Origin of the sequence: Microbacterium oryzae, assembly GCF_009735645.1 — a bacterium.
Taxonomy (GTDB): Bacteria; Actinomycetota; Actinomycetes; order Actinomycetales; family Microbacteriaceae; genus Microbacterium; species Microbacterium oryzae.
In genome coordinates, this window is record NZ_CP032550.1 from 2304175 (window position 1) to 2321146 (window position 16972).

Here is a 16972-nt window from a genome sequence, read left to right on the forward strand (position 1 = left end):
CGTCATGACCGACTTCAGCCCCGAGGTCCAGGCCTCGATCGACCGCGTGCGCGCCGACGTCGCGAAGCTCCACGGCGAGCTCACCCGCTACGGGCTCGTGGTGTGGACCGGCGGCAACGTGTCCGGTCGCGTGCCGGGCGCCGACCTGTTCGTCATCAAGCCGTCCGGCGTCAGCTACGACGATCTGGCGCCGGAGAACATGATCCTCTGCGACCTCGACGGCGACGTCATCCCCGGCACCCCCGGGTCCGACCGGAGCCCGTCGAGCGACACCGCGGCGCACGCCTACGTGTACCGCAACATGCCCGAGGTCGGCGGCGTCGTGCACACGCACTCCACCTACGCCGTGGCCTGGGCCGCGCGCGCTGAGCCGATCCCCTGCGTCATCACGGGGATGGCCGACGAGTTCGGCGGCGAGATCCCGGTCGGCCCGTTCGCCGTCATTGGCGACGACTCGATCGGCCGCGGCATCGTCGAGACGCTGCGGGGCCACCGCTCGCGGGCGGTGCTCATGAAGAACCACGGCCCCTTCACGATCGGCAAGGACGCGAAGGACGCCGTCAAGGCGGCCGTCATGGTCGAGGACGCCGCGCGCAGCGTGCACATCGCCCGTCAGCTCGGCGAGCCCGTGGCGATCCCGCAGGAGAAGATCGACCACCTCTACAACCGCTATCAGAACGTGTACGGACAGACGCCCCAGGGAGGCATGAACCGATGAGCCGCAGCATCATCCCGGATCTCGCACAGCAGGAGGTCTGGTTCCTCACCGGGAGCCAGCACCTCTACGGCGAGGAGACGCTCCGCCAGGTAGCCGAGCAGTCGCAGCAGGTCGCGCAGGGGCTCGTCGACTCGCCGGATGTCCCGGTGCGGGTCGTCTGGAAGCCGGTCCTCACCGGGTCGGACGAGATCCGCCGGCTGATCCTCGAGGCGAACGCCGACGACCGCGTGATCGGCCTCGTCGCATGGATGCACACTTTCAGCCCGGCGAAGATGTGGATCGCCGGCCTGAACGCGCTGCAGAAGCCCCTCCTCCACCTGCACACCCAGGTGAACGTCGAGCTCCCGTATGCCGAGATCGACATGGACTTCATGAACCTGAACCAGGCCGCTCACGGCGACCGCGAGTTCGGGTACATCGAGACGCGCCTCGGCGTGCCGCGCACCACGGTCGTCGGCCACGTCAGCGACCCGCAGGTCACCGCCCGGGTGGGCGTCTGGGCCCGCGCCGCCGCCGGCCGCGCCGCCGCGCAGGGGCTGAAGCTCGCGCGCTTCGGCGACAACATGCGCTTCGTCGCCGTGACCGAGGGCGACAAGACCGAGGCGGAGATCCGCCTCGGCGTGCAGGTGAACACGTGGGGCGTCAACGACCTCGTCGAGGCCGTCGACGCCGCGAGCGAGGCCGACGTCGACGCGCTCATCGAGGAGTACCTCGACCTCTACGACGTCGCGGAGGAGCTGCGTCCGGGCGGCGAGCGGGCCGACTCGCTGCGCTACGGCGCGAAGGTCGAGATCGGCCTGCGCTCCTTCCTCGAGGCGGGCGGCTTCAGCGCCTTCACCACCTCGTTCGAGGACCTCGGCGGGCTGCGTCAGCTCCCGGGCCTCGCGGTGCAGCGGCTCATGGCCGACGGCTACGGCTTCGGCGCGGAGGGCGACTGGAAGACCGCGGTGCTCGTGCGCCTCGCGTCGGTCATGGGCGCGGGCCTCCCCGGCGGCGCGAGCCTCATGGAGGACTACACGTACCACCTCGAGGCGGGCAATGAGCTCATCCTCGGCGCGCACATGCTCGAGGTCAGCCCGTCGCTCACCACGACGAAGCCGCGCCTCGAGGTGCACCCGCTGGGGATCGGCGACCGTGAGGACCCGGTGCGCCTGGTCTTCACCACCGACGCCGGCCCCGCCGTCGTGGTCGCGATGAGCGACATGCGCGACCGCTTCCGCCTCGTGGCGAACGTCGTGGAGAACGTCGATCTCCCCGCGCCGATGCCGAAGCTGCCCGTCGGGCACGCCCTGTGGCGTCCGGCGCCGGACTTCCACACCTCGGCGGCCGCGTGGCTCGCGGCGGGCGCCGCGCACCACACCGTGATGTCGACGCAGGTCGGCGTCGAGGTGTTCCGCGACTTCGCCACCATGTCGGGCATCGAGCTCGTCACGATCGACGACGACACGACGCTCCACGGCTTCGAGCGCGAGCTCCGCTGGAACGCCGTCTACTACCGGGTGGCGCAGGGCCTCTGAGCGACGCAGACGCCCGTCGCGCCTCCGGTCGGCGCGGCGGGCGTCCGCGTATTCATGCTCCTGAATGGCTTTTTTCGCCGATTTCGCCAATCTGTCCCCCAAATGGGGGACAGATGCCGTAGTCTCTTCTCAGACGCACCTCTCGGTCGTCCAGCCCTCATCGCCATCCCCCCTGGTCGATGAGGGCTGATCTCGTTTCTGGCGATCTGCCGACCATCTCGTCATTCGCGGTCGCAGGCCTATCCTTTTGCCCCGCACTCCCGTACGGTGGGCCTAAGCCGGTGCGAAATCTGCGCCGGTACCTCTAAATAGAACGGCAGTACATGAGCACGCAGGGCACCGTCAAGTGGTTCAACTCGGAGAAGGGCTTCGGCTTCATCGCTCCTGACGAGGGCGGCTCCGACGTCTTCGCGCACTACACCGCGATCACCGCGAGCGGCTACCGCTCGCTCGAAGAGAACCAGCGGGTCGAGTTCGAGATCGCCCAGGGCCCCAAGGGCCTGCAGGCGGAGAACATCCGACCGCTGTAAACCTCAGCCTTCGGGGGCCCGCGCGATCAGTTCGCGCGGGCCTTTCCCATGCCCGGGCCGCCTCCCTCGTGGACGTCGCCCGGGCATCGTCATGTCCGGTCGCGCGCGAGGTCGTCGTAGTCGGCCAGCGCCTTGGCGTCCTCCGCGTGACGGATGGCGCGCCGCGCGTCGTCGAGAGCCTCCACCGGGTCGGCGGTCTGCCGGGCCTGGGCGAGCTGTGTCCGCGCGGCGTCGAGGCGCACCCGTGCGTCGAGCGATGATCCCCGGCCCACGGCCGCCTCCGCGCGCGCGAGGGCGCTCCGTGCGGCGGCCAGGGTCCCGGGCAGGGCGCTGCGTGCGCCGAGGAGGCGCTGCTGCGCGGTGCGGGCGTCGGCGAGCGCCATGTCGAGGCGGTCGCGCAGGCGCGCGATGGCCTCGTTCGTCGCGACGGGGCGACGACCCGCCTGCGCGCGCAGCCGGTCGAGCTCGTCTGCCGCCCGCGCGATCTCCTCGCCCAGGCGCTCCGCGTCGGCCGGCTCGAGGGCGGCGCGCATGGCCGTCGCCGAGCGGATGGCCGCGGCCGCGGCCTCGAGCTCGTCCGGCACCGCCTGCGCGGCCTGGAGCACGATCCGGTGGCGCTCCTCGAGGGCGCGACTGCGCTGCTCGGCCGTCCGGAGCCGTCGCTCCGCCTCGGCGAGGTCGTCGAGCGGCGACTGCGTCGGATCCTCGGCGCAGCGCGCGGCCGCATCGAGCCGGCATGCCGCGTCGTCCAGCGCGGCGCGGGCCGCGGTCGCGGCATCCGCCGCATCCGTCCACTCCTCGGGGTCGGCGTGCTCCGCGAGCTCTCGCAGCAGGATCGCCGGATCGCCCATCAGACCCTCGACCTCGGTCAGGCGCCCGCGGGCGGCGTCGATCTGCGCGCTCGCGGTCACGTTCGCCTCGATCCACGCGTCGTGCGCGGTCCGCGCCGCCGCGAGCGACCGCAGGGCCGAATCGAGGCGCGCGGCGAGGGCGCGCGTCCGTCGCCGGATCCGCGCGGGAAGGTCGGTCGACTCCCGCAGGTCGCGGTACGCGGCGAACGCGTCGTCTCGCGTGTGCTGCGCGGTCATGCGCGCGCGACGCAGCGCCGGGGGCGGATCGCCGCCGTACAGAGCCCCCGACAGCGACAGCTCCAGCTCGAGCTCGTCGAGGTCGTCGTCGAGCCGCACCAGGGTGGCGCCGACCGCGTCGAGCGCGGCGCCGGCCTTCGCGCGCGCTCGGCGCCCGCGGCGCGCTCGCTTGACGATCCAGACCGTGAGCACGACCACGAGGGCGGCGCCCGCGAACACGATGGCGGCGGGCACCAGCCAGACGAGCACGTCCTCGAGCTCGATGTCGATGTCCAGCACGGCGGGAGGACTACGCCGCGTCGCGGTGCTCGGAGATCAGCACGGCGCGCAGCTGATCGATGTCGTCGACGACGGCGATCGCGCCCTCCTCCTCGCCGGGCGTGCCGAAGCCCCACCGCACGAAGACGACCGGCACCCCATGCTCGGCCGCGCCATCGACGTCGTGGTGCCGGTCGCCGACGAGCACCGGACGCGAGGTGTCGACGCCGGCCTCCTTCAGGCGCTTCAGCGCCTTCGCGAGCACCGTCGACTTCGTGTCGAGGACGTCGGCGTCCGACGACGCCCCGTTGATCGAGACGAAGCAGCCATCGAGGCCGTAGTGCTCGAGGATGGCCTGCACCTGGTTCTCGGGCTTGGTGCTGGCGGTCGACTGCGGGACCCCGGCCGCGTTCACGGCGTGGATGAGGTCGGCGACTCCGGGGTAGAGGGCGACGGACTCCGCATAGCCCTCGCGGGCGGCGAGCTCGCGGTAGCGCGCCACGGCGTCGACGGCCTCGTCGGGGCTCAGCATGCCGCGCACCTGGAAGGACTCGAGCATCGGCGGGCCGATCCAGGCCGACAGCTCCTCCACCGGCGGCGGGGTGCGACCGAGGTCGGTGAGCACCTGCGTGATGCGCGGCAGGATGCCCGCCGAGGCGTCGGCGACTGTGCCGTCGACGTCCCAGAGGATGCAGGACCAGGGGGAGTTCTCGGGCGAGGCCATGAAGCCACCCTATCGACGGCCCGGATGGGCGGCCTGCCGCGATCCCTGCGCGCCGCCCGCGGTCGGCCATCCGCTCGTGCTTGTCTCCCGATATGCATGACGACTCCGCTCTGCTCGTCCGCCGCATCGCCCGCGCCTATCGCGACCGCGTCGTCCCGGCCGTCCGCGCCGAGCGGCTGCCGCTGGCGGTCGCGGCCTGGGAGGCGCCCGGCGAGCCGGTGCCGTTCGAGGAGGCGCGCGACCGGTCCTACCGACCGCTCGCGCGCGGGGAGTGGTGGGGCCGCGCGTGGGGCACGACCTGGATGCGCGTGCGCGGCGAGGTTCCGGAGGAGTGGCGTCGTCGCGTGGCGGCCGGCACGCATGCGGTCGAGCTCGCCGTCGACCTGGGCTTCCGTGGCGGGCAGCCCGGCTTCCAGGCCGAGGCGCTGGTGCGGATGGCCGATGGCCGGGTCGTGAAGGGGATCGAGCCGCTGAACGACTGGGTCCCGATCGACGGCGCCGCGAGCGAGGGTGCCGCGTTCGACGTGTTCCTCGAGGCGGCGTCGAATCCCGACATCGCGCAGGAGTGGACGTTCCGCGAGACGCCGCTCGGCCATCCGCAGACGGCGGGGGAGGAGCCGCTGTATTCCTTCGGCGGCATCGACCTCGCTCTGCGCGATCTCGAGGTCGCCGCGCTCGAGCGCGACTGGGCGGTGCTGGAGGGCCTCCTCGCCGTGCTGCCCGAGCGGTCACTGCGGCGCGCGCGGCTGCTGCGCACGCTCGAGGTCGCCGTCGACGTCCTCGACCCCGACGACATCGCGGGGTCCGTGGCCGCCGTGCGCGACGTGCTCGCGCCCGCGCTCGCCGCGTCGGCGGCCGGCTCGGCCCATCGGGTCGCCGCGGTCGGGCATGCGCACATCGACTCCGCGTGGCTGTGGCCGACGCGCGAGACGATCCGCAAGTGCGCGCGGACGTTCTCCAACGTCCTCGACCTGATGGACCGCCATCCCGAGCTCGTCTTCGCCGCCTCGTCCGCGCAGCAGTACGCGTGGATGCAGGAGCATCACCCCGACGTGTTCGCGCGCATCCGCGAGCGCGTCGTGGAGGGGCGGTGGGTGCCCGTCGGCGGGATGTGGGTGGAGTCCGACACGAACCTGCCGGGCGGGGAGGCGCTCGTGCGGCAGTTCGTCGCGGGCAAGGGGTACTTCCTGCGGGAGCTCGGCGTCGAGACGACCGAGGTATGGCTGCCGGACTCCTTCGGCTACTCCGGGGCGCTGCCGCAGATCGTGCGGGCGTCGGGATCGGACAGCTTCCTCACGCAGAAGATCTCCTGGAACGAGACGAACGCGATGCCGCACCACACGTTCCTCTGGGAGGGGATCGACGGCAGCCGCGTGTTCACGCACTTCCCGCCCGTCGACACGTACAGCTCCGACCTCGGCGCGATCGAGCTCGATCGGGCCGAGCGCCAGAACGCCGAGCGGGGGATCAGCGACCTCTCGCTCGTGCCGTTCGGCTTCGGCGACGGGGGCGGCGGGCCGACACGCGAGATGCTCGAGACCGCGCGCCGGAAGTGCGACCTCGAGGGGTCGCCGCGCGTGGAGATCATGCGGCCCGATGCGTTCTTCGCGGCGGCGAAGGCCGCGCTGCCCGACCCGGCGACGTGGTCGGGAGAGCTCTACCTCGAGTTCCACCGCGGCACGTACACCTCGCAGGCGCGCACGAAGGCGGGCAACCGGCGCAGCGAGCACCTCCTCCGCGAGGCGGAGCTCTGGGCCGCGACCGCGGCCATCCGGCACGGTGCGCCCTACCCCGCGGCGGCGCTGCAGGGGGCATGGCGGACGGTGCTGCTGCAGCAGTTCCACGACATCCTGCCCGGCTCGTCGATCGCGTGGGTGCACCGCCAGGCGGAGGAGCGGTACGCGCAGGTCGCCGCCGCCCTCGAGTCGATCATCGACGAGGCGCTCGCCGTGCTCGGCGGCGACGGCGACGACGAGGTCGTGTGGAATGCGGCCTCGGTGCCGCTCGACGGTGCTCCGGCCCTCGGCGCCGCGGTCGCGCGAGCGGATGGCCGGGGCTCGCTTCGGCGGGATGGCCGCGGCTTCGTGTTCGAGAGCGACGCGGTGCGGGTCGTCGTCGACGACGCGGGAGAGATCACGTCGTTCGTCGACCTGCGGACCGCTCGCGAGGCCATCCCGCCGGAGGGCCGCGCCAACGTGCTCGCGCTCTTCCGCGACACCCCGAACCAGTGGGACGCGTGGGACATCGACCGTCACTACGCCCGCACGCCGCTGCCGGCCGCCCGCGTCGTCGCGGTGCGCGCGGAGGGCGACGTGCTCGTCGTGGCGCGCGAGATCGGCGCGTCGACCGTGCACCAGCGGCTGCGACTGGCGCCGCACGGCCGCGCGCTCGACATCGAGACGATCGTCGACTGGCGGGAGCGGCAGAAGCTGCTGAAGCTCGGCTTCGACCTCGACCTGCTGGCGGAGACGGCGGCGTCGGAGATCCAGTTCGGGCACATCCGGCGGCCGGTGGCGGCGAACACCTCGTGGGACGCCGCGCGCTTCGAGACCGTGGCGCACCGGTGGGTGCACGTGGACGAGCCGGGCTTCGGCGCGACCGTCGCCAACGACCGCGTGTACGGCCACGACGTGACGCGGCGGCCGCGCCCGGGTGGCGGCGCGTTCACGCGGGTGCGGGAGTCGCTGCTGCGCGCGCCGGTGTACCCCGACCCCGAAGCCGACCGTGGCGTGCACGTGTTCCGGCACGCGCTGTCGACGGGCGACGTTCTCGACGCCGTCGCCGAGGGGCACCGCCTGAACGTGCCGCCCCGCGTGCGCCGCGGTCGTGCCGTCGCGCCGCTCGTGCGAGTGGACGGTGCGCCCTCGGTGCTCGTGGAGGCGGTGAAGCTCGCCGAGGACGGCTCGGGCGACGTCGTCGTGCGCGTGTACGAGGCGCGCGGCGGGCGGGCGACGGCGCGCCTCGTGCTGGGGTTCGACATCGCGAGCGCCGTGCGGACGGACCTGCTCGAGCGCGCCCTCCCCGATCAGCCCGCGGATCCGCTCGCGCTCGCCCTGCGCCCGTTCGAGCTGGTGACCCTGCGCCTCGTCCCCGCGCGCTAGATCCCCATCTCCGGTCAGCGGTCGAGGGCGGCGCGCGCGGCGGCATCGGGGTCGGGGCGCTCGTCGAGCAGCCGGAGGATCGGGCCGAGGGCCGCGCGCACGCTCAAGAGGCGCATCGTCGTCTCGCGCAGCCAGGCGATGGTCGCCCCGCGGCGGAACATGAGCTTCGCCAGTGCGCGCGAGTTCGCCTGCGCCCGCTCCACCCGCGGGCGCTCGATGCGCTCCCAGGCCTCGAGCACGGCGCTCAGGGTGCCGCGATCGGCGTGGGCGAGCATGCGGGCGAGCATCCAAGCCGACTCGATCGCCATCCCCGCCCCGATCCCCGCCGTGGGCAGGAACCCCGCGGCGGCATCGCCGAGCAGGATGCCATGCGGCATCACCCAGCGCGGCGTGCGGGCGTCCTGCAGGCGCCACAGGTACGGGTCGGGATCCGCGACCACCGCGTCGAGAGCCGCCGCCAGTCGCGGGTCGAGGGCGTCGACGCGACGTCGGACGGAGGCGGCGAACGCTGCGGGCCCCGCCGCGAGGTCGTCATCGGGGCCGCCGAGGAAGACCCCGAGACGGTCCTTCACGGGATAGACGCCGAGGAAGAAGCCATCGCCCCAGAGCTCCTCGCCGAGTCCGCGCTCGCCGCGGTCCTCCGTCCACGAGACCCACCCCGACCATCCGGGGTCGACGACGTCGGGCGGAGCGGCCCCGAGCACGGTGCGCATCCGCGAGCGCACGCCGTCGGCGCCGATGACGAGGTCGAACGAGGCTTCCGCGCGGACCGCACCATCGCCATCCGCCAGCTGCGCGACCCCGTCGTCGACCCGCGCGAGCGTCGTCGCCCACGTCACGGGGCAGCCGTCGGCGGTGAGCACGTCGATCAGGGCACCGCGCGAGATGCCGTTGTAGTCGCCGTGCACGCGCAGCTGCTCGCCGAGGGCGTCCGTCCGCAGCGGATGGCCGCGGTGCGAGTGGAAGCGGTAGCGCGCGAGCGGCGTGCTGGCGGCGCGGTAGCGCTCCTGGGCGCCGAGGTCGATGAGGGCCTGGTCCACGGTGGGCATCAGCGCGAGCATGTAGCCGGGATGCGTCATCGCCGGCATCCGGTCGACGAGCACTGGGTGGAGGCCGCGCCGGCGAAGCAGCTGCGCGACGGTGATCCCGGCGATGCCCGCGCCGACGACGAGCACGCGCAGTCGGTCGTCGCGCTGCGCGGCGAGCTGAACGGAGAGCGGGGTGCCGGTGAGCATGATCCTCCTTTGGACCAGGTGGTCCAGTCGAGGCTACTCCGGCTGGACCAGCTGGTCCAGTACGCTCGTCGGATGGCGCAGCTCACGGGACCCCACCGCGACGCCCTCATCGAGGCCACCGTCGCGGAGTTCGCGGCGCAGGGGTATGAGGGCGCTTCGCTGAATCGCATCGTCCGCGCGGCGGGCATCAGCAAGAGCTCCTTCTATCACGCGGCCGGATCGAAGGCGGAGCTGTTCGATGCGGTCGTGACCTCGCTCATCGCAGACGTGCGAGCCCGCTGGACGCCGCCGCCGCCGGAGCAGTTCGCGGGGGCCGACTTCTGGCCGCTCGTCGAGCACGTCCTCGCCGAGCTGACCGCGCTCGCCGCAGCGGATCGCGCGCTGGAGATGCTCGGCCGCATCTTCTACCTCCCCGCGGGCAGCACGGCGGATGGCCGCAGCGCGCTGCTCGAGGCGGGCCACGGCTGGGTGCGCGAGGCGCTGCGCGTGGGGGTGGCATCCGGTGCGGTCCGCGATGATGTGCCGGTCGACGCGCTCGCCGCGGCCGCCTTCGGTCTCCTGCGCGGGCTCGATGAGTGGGCGCTCACCGAGGCGCCCCCGGCCACGCGCACGGCGCTCGCCGCGTCCGCCCCCGCCGCACTGCTGCGCGCGATGCTGGAGCCCGCTGCCGCGTGAGCTCGGGTTCGACGGCGGGGGCGGTTCCGCCCGGGGCTCAGAAGAGGCGGGGGACGCCGGACTCGATGCCCTTCATCTCCTCGTAGTCGAGGGTGAGGCAGCGGATGCCCCGATCCTCCGCCAGCACGCGCGCCTGCGGCTTGATCTCCTGCGCGGCGAACACGCCCTGCACGGGCGCGAGGTGCGGGTCGCGACCGAGCAGCTCGAGATAGCGCGTGAGCTGCTCGACGCCGTCGATGTCGCCGCGGCGCTTGACCTCGACCGCGATGGCCACGCCCTCCGCGTCGCGCACGAGCAGGTCCACCGGGCCGATGGCCGTGGGGTACTCGCGGCGCACGAGCGTGGCGCCGGCCGAGACGAGGTCCACCTGCTCGGCGAGGAGCCGCTGCAGATCGGCCTCCACGCCGTCCTTGATGAGGCCGGGGTCGACGCCGAGGTCGTGACGCGTGTCGCTCAGCACCTCATGGATCCGCACCGTGAGCGCGTCGCCCGTCTTCTGGTGCGTGACCTTCCAGACCTCGAGGACGCCGGCTGCGACGAGCTCCTCGTCGGGTGAGACGACGTCGAGGCGACAGGGCGGGCTCATCCAGTTCAGCGGCTTGTACGACCCACCGTCGGAGTGGATGAGCAGGCTCCCGTCGCCCTTGTGCATGAGCACGCGGGTGGCGAGGGGCAGATGCGCATGGAGTCGACCGGCGTAGTCGACGGAGCAGCGGGCGATGACGAGACGCACCGCACGAGCCTAGCCGCCTCGCCTCGCCTCGCGACCGCTCACGACGCATGCCGTTGACGGCATTTTGCGTCATCTGGCCGCTCCCCAGCCCGCCGCCCCGTAGAATGGACGCTGACCCCCCACCTGACCCGCCGCGTGCGACGAGCCAGAGGAGAAGCCATGCTCGTACTCCTGGCGTTGTTCGCGGGCGGGTCGCTTCTGCTCCCGGTGCTCGCTAAGTGGCTCGGGGCGCGGGTGTTCTGGGTCGGCGCGCTCTTCCCTCTCGCGGCCTTCGTGCACGCGCTCGCGATCACCCCGCACGACGGTTCCATTCCGTTCGAGTCATACAGCTGGATCGGCCCGCTCGACGTCGTCATCTCGATGCGGATGGACACGCTCAGCTGGCTCCTGACGCTGGTCGTCACCGGCGTCGGCACGCTCGTCATGGCGTACTGCCGCGTGTACTTCCGCGGCAAGGACGCCGGGCTCGGGCAGTTCTCGGCGGTGCTCCTCGCCTTCGCGGGAGCGATGTACGGCCTCGTCCTCACGGACGACGCGGTCATGCTCGTCATGTTCTGGGAGGTGACGAGCATCCTCTCGTACCTCCTCATCGGGCACTACCACACGCGCGCCGCCAGCCGCCGCGCGGCCCTGCAGGCCCTCCTCGTCACGACCCTCGGCGGTCTCGTGATGTTCATCGGGATGGTCATCCTCATCGTCGAGACCGGCACGACGAGCATCTCCCGCATGCTCGAGCTCGCGCCGACCGGCGCCCTCGTCGACGTCGCGCTCGTGCTCCTCCTCGTCGGCGCCGTGAGCAAGTCCGCCCTCTTCCCGTTCCACTTCTGGCTGCCCGGCGCGATGGCCGCGCCCACGCCCGTCAGCGCGTACCTCCATGCCGCGGCGATGGTGAAGGCGGGCATCTACCTGCTCGCGCGCTTCGCGCCGACCTTCGCCGAAGCGGGGCCGTGGCGGCCGATCGTCATCGTGCTCGGCGTCGTGACGATGCTCCTCGGCGGCGTCCAGGCGCTGCGCGAGACCGACCTCAAGCGCATCCTCGCCTTCGGCACGGTGAGCCAGCTCGGCTTCATCTCGACGATCATCGGCTACGGCGGGCGCGACACCGCTCTCGCCGGCGTCGCCCTGCTGCTCGCGCACGCGCTGTTCAAGTCGTCGCTCTTCCTCGTCGTCGGCGTCATCGACCGCCAGCTCTCCACCCGCGACATCCGGCGGCTGAGCGGCGTGGGCCGCCAGGCCCCCACGATGGCGGCGATGTCCATGGTCGCGATCGCCACCATGGCGGGACTGCCGCCCACGCTGGGCTTCGTCGCGAAGGAGGCCGCGTTCACAGCCCTCCTCGACGAGGCGCTCGCGGGCAGCGCCTGGGCGCTCGTGGCCCTCATCGGCGTGGTGATCGGCTCCGCGCTGACCCTCGCCTACGGGCTGCGCTTCCTGTGGGGCGCCTTCTGGACCAAGCGCGACCCCGAGGGCAGGCTCCGCGAGGACACGCCGTGGCCCGACCCGCCGATCGGCTTCCTCACCTCGCCGCTCGTGCTCGCCGCCCTCGCGCTCGCCGGCGGGCTCGTCGCGCCGCTGCTCGACGCGCTGCTCGCCGACTACGCCGACACCGCGATCGGCGAGGGGCACTACCACCTGGCGCTCTGGCACGGGTGGGAGCCGGCGCTGCTGCTGTCGCTCGTCACGGTCGTCGGCGGCGCCGCGATCTTCTGGCTCGTCCGCGTCACCCGCTGGGATGTCCGCGGTCGCGTCCTCCCCTTCCAGGCCGCCGATCTCTACTACGCGAGCACGCGCGGCGTCGATCGGCTCTCGGTCGCGGTCACGTCGCTCACCCAGCGCGGATCGCTGCCGCTGTACGTCGGCACGATCTTCGTCGTCCTCGTCGCGGCCGAGGCCTCGGTGCTCCTCGCGGGCGGGGAATGGCGCGCGGAGCTCGACGCGTGGCAGCACCCGGTGCAGCTCGCGCTCGCGCCGCTCATGATCGTGGCCGGCTTCCTCGCCGTCCGCGCGCGCAAGCGCTACACCGGCGTCGTGCTGGTGTCGGCGACGGGCCTCGGGATGGTCGTGCTGTTCGCCGTCGAGGGGGCGCCCGACCTCGCCCTCACGCAGGTGCTCGTCGAGTCGGTCACCCTCATCGCGTTCGCCCTGGTGCTGCGCCGGCTGCCCTCGCGCCTCGGCACCCACAACGACTCCGTCGCCCCGGTGGCCCGCGCCATCCTGGCGATCGCGGCGGGCGTGACCATGGCGGTGGTCGCGGTCATCGCCTCCAGCGCGCGCATCCATGAGCCGGTCTCGACGGCATGGACCGAGCTCGCGTACGAGATCGGCCACGGCCGCAACGTCGTCAACGTCGCCCTCGTCGACCTCCGCGGCTGGGACACGATGGGCGAGCTCTCGGTGCTCGTCCTCGCCGCCACCGGCGTCGCGTCGCTCGTCTTCGTCACCGACCGCGCGGACTCGCTGCACCGCATCGCCCGGCGGCTGCCGCGCTCGGCGCGCCGAGCCGCGCGTCGGCGCCTCCTCGTGGAGACCACCGGCGGCATCCGGGTGGAGAACGCGGAGAACCGCGAGCATCCGCGGGCGTGGCTCGTGGGTGGCCAGCGGATGAGCGCGGAGTCGCGCTCAATCCTCCTCGAGATGATCGTCCGCATCCTCTTCCACACGATCATCGTGGTCTCGCTCTACCTGCTCTTCGCCGGGCACAACCTGCCGGGCGGCGGCTTCGCGGGCGGCCTCGTGGCGGGGATGGCCCTCGTCATGCGGTACGTCGCCGGCGGCCGATACGAGCTCGGCGTCGCCGCTCCCGGCGATGCCGGCCAGCTGCTGGGGTTCGGGATGGTGCTCGCCGTCGGCACCGCCGTCGTGCCGGTGCTCTTTGGGCTCGATCCGCTCACCCGAGGCGTCTGGGAAGCCGACCTGCCGCTGCTCGGACACGTCGAATTCGTCACCTCCACGATCTTCGACATCGGCGTCTACCTCGTCGTCATCGGACTCGTGCTCGACGTGCTGCGCAGCCTCGGGGCCGAGGTCGACCGCCAGCTGCGCGAGGAGCGCCGCGCCGCCGCCGAGCAGGGGAGCGCGACGACATGACCACCTCGTTCGCCCTCGTCGCGACCATGGCCGCGCTCTACGCCGCCGGCGTCTACGCGATGCTCGAGCGCAGCCTCACCCGCGTGCTCATCGGGTTCCTTCTCCTCGGCAACGCCACGAACCTCCTCCTCCTCACCGTGATGGGGTACCCCGGCGTGTCGCCGTTCCACGGCGACGAGGGGCGGCAGAGCGACCCGCTCCCGCAGGCGCTCATGCTCACGGCCATCGTCATCACCTTCGCCGTGAGCGCGTTCCTCCTCGCGCTCATCTACCGCTCGTGGCAGCTGGGCCGCGCCGACACGGTCGAGGACGACGAGTCCGACGTCTCGCTGCGCGCGGTCGCCATCGAGACCGAGGACGCGCTCGAGGCCGAGGAGGAGGACGCGGAGACCGGCGACGAGTCGGTCACCGACTTCGTCGGCGTCGACGCGTCGCCGATCACGCTGCTGCACGCCGTCGACGCGTCCGCGCTCGACGACGACGCACCCGTCGACCGTCCGCGACGCGGGCGGGACGACCGCGACGACCGAGGAGACCCCACCCCGTGAGCGACCTCGTCCCGCTCCTCGTCACCGTCCCGCTCCTCGGGGCGGCGCTGACGCTCATCTTCGGGCGCCGTCGGAGCCTGCAGGTGGCGGTGTCGATCCTCACGCTCAGCGTGACGTTCGTGCTCGCCATCGTGCTCCTCATCGCCGTGGACCTCGGCACGCCGCTCGCGGTGTCGGTCGCCGGATGGCCGCTGCCCTTCGGGATCGTGCTGTACGTCGACCGGCTCGCGGCGCTGCTCGTGGCGGTCTCCAGCGCGGTGCTCCTGGCGGTGCTGCTGTTCTCCGTGGGTCAGGGCGCGGCCGACGGCGACGACGAGACGCCGGTGTCGATCTTCCACCCGTCGTACCTCATCCTCGCGGCGGGCATCTTCAACGCGTTCATCGCGGGCGACCTGTTCAACCTCTACGTCGGCTTCGAGATCCTCCTCGTCGCGTCGTACGTGCTCATCACGCTCGGCGGCACCAAGGCGCGCATCCGCTCGGGCGTCGTCTACATCGTCGTCTCGCTCGTGTCGTCGATCCTCTTCCTGTCGTCGATCGCGGTGATCTACGGCGCCCTCGGCACCGTGAACATGGCGCAGATCGCCGAGCGGATGGTCGAGCTCCCGTCGGACGTGCAGCTCGTCATCCACGTTCTGCTCGTCCTCGCCTTCGCGATCAAGGCCGCGGTCTTCCCGCTGTCGTTCTGGCTGCCCGACTCGTATCCCACGGCGCCCGCACCGGTCACGGCGGTGTTCGCGGGCCTGCTGACGAAGGTCGGCGTCTACGCGCTCATCCGCACCGAGACGCAGCTGTTCCACGAGTCCGACCTGAACACGCCGCTGCTGATCGTGGCGCTCGCGACGATGCTCGTGGGCATCCTGGGCGCCGTCGCGCAGGCCGAGCTCAAGCGCATCCTGTCGTTCACGCTCGTGAGCCACGTCGGGTACATGATCTTCGGCCTCGCGATCGCGACCGAGGAGGCCGTCGGCGCGACGATCTACTACATGGTCCACCACATCGTGGTGCAGACGACGCTGTTCCTCGCCGTCGGCCTCATCGAGCGCCGCGCCGGGTCGACCTCCATCCTGCGCGTGAAGGGCCTGTTCACCGCGGCGCCGCTGCTGGCCGCGCTCTACTTCATCCCCGCGCTGAACCTCGGCGGCCTCCCGCCGTTCTCCGGATTCATCGGCAAGTACGCTCTGTTCGAAGCCGCAGCGCGCGTGGGCACGCCCCTCATGTTCACCGTCATCGCCGCCGGCATCATCACGTCGCTGCTGACGCTCTACGCGCTCATGCGGGCGTGGAACCTCGCCTTCTGGCGCGAGGAGGAGGACTCCAGCGAGACCGAGGCGCGCATCGAGCACCTCGCCGACGCCCCCGCGGCCGACGACGAGAGCGAGCGCCGGGCCATCCCGCACATCATGACGGCGGCGACGGTCGGCATGGTGGCTGTGACGGTCGGCCTGACGGTGTTCGCGGGGCCGATCTACGATGTCTGCGAGCGCATCGGCCAGTCGCTGCTCGAGCCGATCTCGCTCGTGCAGCTCGAGGACGTGGAGGGCGACTCATGAGCCCGGACAGCCCGCGGCAGAGACTGCGCCAGCTGTGGACGCAGCTGCCGTTCTTCCTCTGGCTCGTCGTGCTCTGGATGCTGCTGTGGGGCCAGTTCACGGTGCTCGCCGCCGTCACCGGCCTCGTCATCGCCGTCTTCGTCACCACGGTCTTCCGCCTGCCGACGGCGGAGCTGTCGGGGCGCGTCAGCCTGCGCCACGTCGTGCTCTTCGTCGTCGTCTTCCTGGCGTCGCTCATCCGCGGCGCGCTCACCGTCGCCTGGCAGACCGTGACGCCCGGGCAGCCGGGAGCGGCGATCATCCGCGTGCCGCTGCGCACCGACGACGACCTCGTCATGGCGCACACGGCCGTGGCGACCTCGCTCATCCCCGGGTCGCTCGTGGTCGAGGCCGACCGCGAGCGCCGCGTGCTCTATCTCCACGTCATCGGCGTGCGTTCGCTGGACGACGTCGAGCACCAGCGCCAGAGCGCCCTCCGCTGGGAGGCCAGAGCCGTGCGCGCGGTCGGCTCCCGCGCCGACCTCGCCCTCATCCGCTCGGGCGCTCCCGCGTACGAGCAGCGCCTCGCGCAGGAAGGGACCCGATGAGCCCGCTCGTCATCGCCATCCTCGCCCTCTTCGCGATTGCGGCCGGTCTCACGATCGTCCGGATGGTCGTGGGCCCGTCGATCCTGGACCGCGCGGTCGCGAGCGACGTGCTGCTCACCACCGTGCTGTGTGTGTTGGGAGCGGAGGCGGTCATCAACCAGCACACCCGCACGCTGCCGATCATGCTCATCATCGCCGCGATCGGCGTGTTCGGCTCGATCGCCGTCGCCCGCTTCGTCGCGCGGAAGGAGCAGGACCGATGATCATCGACACGATCGCGCTCGTGCTCGTCCTCATCGGCGCGCTCCTGTGCGTGACGGCTGCGATCGGCCTGCTGCGCTTCCGCGATGTGCCCTCGCGCCTGCACGCCGCGACGAAGCCCCAGGTGCTGGGGCTGCTGCTCATCGCGATCGCCGCAGGGCTGTCGCTGCGGTCGTGGGCCGCGGTGGCGATGCTCGTGCCGATCGTCGTCATCCAGATGGCGACCGCGCCGCTGTCGGCGCACATGGTGGGGCGGCAGGCGTACCGCAACCGCACGATCGACGCCGGCGCGCTCGTCGCGGACGAGCTGGCCGACGACGACGAGCGACCGGAGGACGCCGGCCGCTCGCAGTAGGC

The 16972-nt window shown here is 72.2% G+C and carries 15 protein-coding genes; 11 read left to right on the top strand and 4 right to left on the bottom strand.

Translation table 11 applies throughout. The features are described from left to right. Positions 1–4: 4 nt before the first annotated feature. The 3 genes from D7D94_RS10815 (at position 5) to D7D94_RS10825 (ending at position 2765) form a co-directional block, all read left to right on the top strand. On the top strand, positions 5–718 hold the full coding sequence (locus tag D7D94_RS10815; protein WP_156242612.1) for an L-ribulose-5-phosphate 4-epimerase: 714 nt from the start codon (positions 5–7) through the stop codon (positions 716–718). Further along, positions 715–2235, top strand: a complete 1521-nt coding sequence (araA, locus tag D7D94_RS10820; protein WP_156242613.1) for an L-arabinose isomerase — start codon at positions 715–717, stop codon at positions 2233–2235. The genes D7D94_RS10815 and araA overlap by 4 nt, the downstream gene beginning before the upstream one ends. 323 nt (positions 2236–2558) lie before the next feature. Next, positions 2559–2765, top strand: coding sequence for a cold-shock protein (locus D7D94_RS10825; protein ID WP_156242614.1), 207 nt, complete (start codon positions 2559–2561; stop codon positions 2763–2765). Positions 2766–2854: 89 nt separating this feature from the next. Here D7D94_RS10825 and D7D94_RS10830 read toward each other — a convergent pair whose 3' ends face one another. Then, positions 2855–4132, bottom strand: coding sequence for a hypothetical protein (locus D7D94_RS10830; RefSeq protein ID WP_246171775.1), 1278 nt, complete (start codon positions 4130–4132; stop codon positions 2855–2857). Between the two features lie 10 nt (positions 4133–4142). After that, the gene (locus D7D94_RS10835) at positions 4143–4835 is read right to left on the bottom strand and encodes an HAD hydrolase-like protein (RefSeq protein WP_156242615.1); all 693 of its coding nucleotides are present in this window, start codon (positions 4833–4835) and stop codon (positions 4143–4145) included. A gap of 92 nt (positions 4836–4927) precedes the next feature. On the opposite strand from D7D94_RS10835, the gene D7D94_RS10840 reads away from it, so the two are divergent. Further along, positions 4928–7936 (top strand): alpha-mannosidase, encoded by a 3009-nt coding sequence (locus D7D94_RS10840; protein ID WP_156242616.1) that lies wholly within the window; start codon positions 4928–4930, stop codon positions 7934–7936. 14 nt (positions 7937–7950) lie between these two features. On the opposite strand, the gene D7D94_RS10845 is transcribed toward D7D94_RS10840, so the two are convergent. After that, complete coding sequence (locus tag D7D94_RS10845) at positions 7951–9171, bottom strand: FAD-dependent oxidoreductase (RefSeq protein WP_156242617.1); 1221 nt, start codon at positions 9169–9171, stop codon at positions 7951–7953. 72 nt (positions 9172–9243) lie between these two features. Here D7D94_RS10845 and D7D94_RS10850 point away from each other — a divergent pair, with 72 nt between their 5' ends. Further along, the gene (locus tag D7D94_RS10850; protein WP_173024301.1) at positions 9244–9846 is read left to right on the top strand and encodes a TetR/AcrR family transcriptional regulator; all 603 of its coding nucleotides are present in this window, start codon (positions 9244–9246) and stop codon (positions 9844–9846) included. 37 nt (positions 9847–9883) lie between these two features. On the opposite strand, the gene nucS is transcribed toward D7D94_RS10850, so the two are convergent. Then, the gene (gene nucS / locus D7D94_RS10855) at positions 9884–10579 is read right to left on the bottom strand and encodes an endonuclease NucS (RefSeq protein ID WP_156242619.1); all 696 of its coding nucleotides are present in this window, start codon (positions 10577–10579) and stop codon (positions 9884–9886) included. Positions 10580–10738: 159 nt separating this feature from the next. Between nucS and D7D94_RS10860 the strand changes: the two genes are divergently transcribed. From D7D94_RS10860 to mnhG, 6 genes are read left to right on the top strand one after another with little or no spacing between them, the layout of a single operon-like run. Continuing rightward, positions 10739–13666 carry a Na+/H+ antiporter subunit A gene (locus D7D94_RS10860; protein WP_156242620.1) on the top strand — a complete coding sequence of 976 codons (2928 nt, stop codon included), beginning with the start codon at positions 10739–10741 and terminating at the stop codon, positions 13664–13666. After that, positions 13663–14214 carry an NADH-quinone oxidoreductase subunit K gene (locus D7D94_RS10865; protein WP_156242621.1) on the top strand — a complete coding sequence of 184 codons (552 nt, stop codon included), beginning with the start codon at positions 13663–13665 and terminating at the stop codon, positions 14212–14214. The genes D7D94_RS10860 and D7D94_RS10865 overlap by 4 nt, the downstream gene beginning before the upstream one ends. Further along, positions 14211–15767, top strand: coding sequence for a Na+/H+ antiporter subunit D (locus tag D7D94_RS10870; protein WP_156242622.1), 1557 nt, complete (start codon positions 14211–14213; stop codon positions 15765–15767). Before D7D94_RS10865 ends, D7D94_RS10870 begins: the two co-directional genes overlap by 4 nt. Next, entirely contained in the window at positions 15764–16354 is a 591-nt protein-coding gene (locus D7D94_RS10875) for a Na+/H+ antiporter subunit E (RefSeq protein WP_156242623.1), read from the top strand. The genes D7D94_RS10870 and D7D94_RS10875 overlap by 4 nt, the downstream gene beginning before the upstream one ends. Beyond that, positions 16351–16617, top strand: coding sequence for an MrpF/PhaF family protein (locus tag D7D94_RS10880; protein WP_156242624.1), 267 nt, complete (start codon positions 16351–16353; stop codon positions 16615–16617). The genes D7D94_RS10875 and D7D94_RS10880 overlap by 4 nt, the downstream gene beginning before the upstream one ends. After that, positions 16614–16970, top strand: a complete 357-nt coding sequence (mnhG, locus tag D7D94_RS10885) for a monovalent cation/H(+) antiporter subunit G (protein WP_156242625.1) — start codon at positions 16614–16616, stop codon at positions 16968–16970. Before D7D94_RS10880 ends, mnhG begins: the two co-directional genes overlap by 4 nt. The last annotated feature ends 2 nt before the right edge of the window (positions 16971–16972 follow it).